Origin of the sequence: Micrococcus sp. HMSC31B01, assembly GCF_001816085.1 — a bacterium.
Classification (GTDB): domain Bacteria; phylum Actinomycetota; class Actinomycetes; order Actinomycetales; family Micrococcaceae; genus Micrococcus; species Micrococcus luteus.
Map to the genome: position 1 here is coordinate 1 of NZ_KV825185.1, position 1,691 is coordinate 1,691.

The 1,691-nt window shown below is 68.2% G+C and carries 2 protein-coding genes; both read left to right on the forward strand.

The genetic code is table 11. The features are described from left to right. The first annotated feature begins 119 nt into the window (after positions 1-119). Positions 120-689, forward strand: coding sequence for a type IV toxin-antitoxin system AbiEi family antitoxin domain-containing protein (locus tag HMPREF3105_RS07750; RefSeq protein WP_070709107.1), 570 nt, complete (start codon positions 120-122; stop codon positions 687-689). Then, positions 667-1,691, forward strand: a 1,025-nt coding sequence (locus tag HMPREF3105_RS07755; RefSeq protein ID WP_070709108.1) for a nucleotidyl transferase AbiEii/AbiGii toxin family protein, incomplete at its 3' end; no start/stop codon positions are given. The genes HMPREF3105_RS07750 and HMPREF3105_RS07755, both read left to right, overlap by 23 nt.

Below are 1,691 nucleotides of genomic sequence, written 5' to 3' on the forward strand. Positions count from 1 at the left end.
CGCCGGCGCGGAGGGCTCCGGCGCTCAGGGGTGACCCCGCGCGCCCGACAAGAGGTCGGCGTGTCACAACCGTACCGATTCCGGTACGGTTGTGACACCAGAGATGAGGTGGTGATCCCGTGACGTATCGTGACGATCTGTGGGACGTGGCTGCGGGGAACCACGGGGTCATCGCCACTACGGAAGCGGAGGAGGCGGGCGTGCCCGCCGTCGAGGTCCGCAAGCTCGCCCAGCGCGGCGTTCTGCGGAGGCTGGCCCACGGGGTGTACCTCCATCGCCAGGTTCCCCGCGACCGGTTCACGGACGCGGCGGAGGCCGTGGCCACGGTCGGTGAAGATGCATTCCTGGACTGGGACGCAGTGCTGTCACTGTACGACCTCGCCCTGGTCGATCCCTCCGTCGTACGGGTGGGCGTGACGAGGCGGTACCGCGGCTCGCCGCGCGCGCATGTACGAGTGACACGACGCCGTCCCCCGCCGGGCGACGAGGACCTCACCTTTCACGGCGGCGTGCGAGGCCTCACGATCAACCAAGCCCTTCGTGAGGCACTCGACCGCATCCCTCTCGAGCGCGTCGCCGCTGCGATCGAGGAGGCCCGCGCGCGCGGGCTGCTCACGGTGGGCGAGGCGAGGAGCTTGAAGAAGGACCTGGAGGCGCGGCAGAACGGTGGACATCGTGGCGGTCGATGACGTGGTCGTGGGCCTGGGCGATCTGGGAGCTCGAGGTGCGCCCAGGAGCGAAGGCCAACTCAACCGTCGACTGGAGGCGATCGCTGACGCGATGGGCGTTCCGGTGGACCGGGCGCGCCGGTTGCTGGGAGCAGTGATCGTGGCGCAGATGTTGCCGGAAGGCGTCGTAGTCAAGGGTGGAAATGGCGTTCGACTCCGACATGGAGCCACCGGGACGCGGGCGACCCGGGATCTCGATCTACTGGCTCGCGATCCCCAGCAGGCGCTGAAGGACTTGACCGGGTTCGTCGACCGGGGATGGGGGGCCGCGCCCGGGAGCAAGAGAGAACTCAAGGCCGACCCGGCTGCGACCCGGGTGGCCTTCTTCGGCACGGTGCATGAGGACGATCCTGCGGAGCCTCTCGGAGTGCCCGATCCCTACGTCCTGTCACGAGCGAAGGTGACCCTGCATTTTCTCTCCCCGAGGACAAGTTGGGTGTCGGTCCCGATCGAGATCGGGCGCGACGAATTCGAGGGCAGCACGCTGGCGCAGCCAGTCGAGGTCGTGGCACCCCAGGTCGCGGAGGCGGTCACCGCGTTGGGATGTGGAACACCGCGGTCTGTGGCCGTGATGGCTGTCGAGCAGCAGCTCGCACAGAAGATCCATGCCGTCACGGATCCACATCAGACGCGAGGCCACGATCTCGTGGACATCCAGTTGCTCTGGCATGGGGCGGAGGCCGAGGGTGGTGTCGACATCCCGTTGCTCGCAGATCTCGTCAGCCGTACTTTCATGTTTCGGTCACCCGGCCGGACTGCGGCAGGACACACACCGCATGAGTGGCCGCCTCCGGTCGCTCACGTCCGGACTCTCGAGCAGGGGTACCTGGATGCGCTGGAGGAGACACGAGTGGGTGCGGAGGGACAGGCCAGGCTCCTGCAGCCGCGCGTGTCCGACGCGGCGGATTGGCTGGAGTCGTTGATCACAAGGATCGCGCGGGCCGCCGGCGCGGAGGGCTCCGG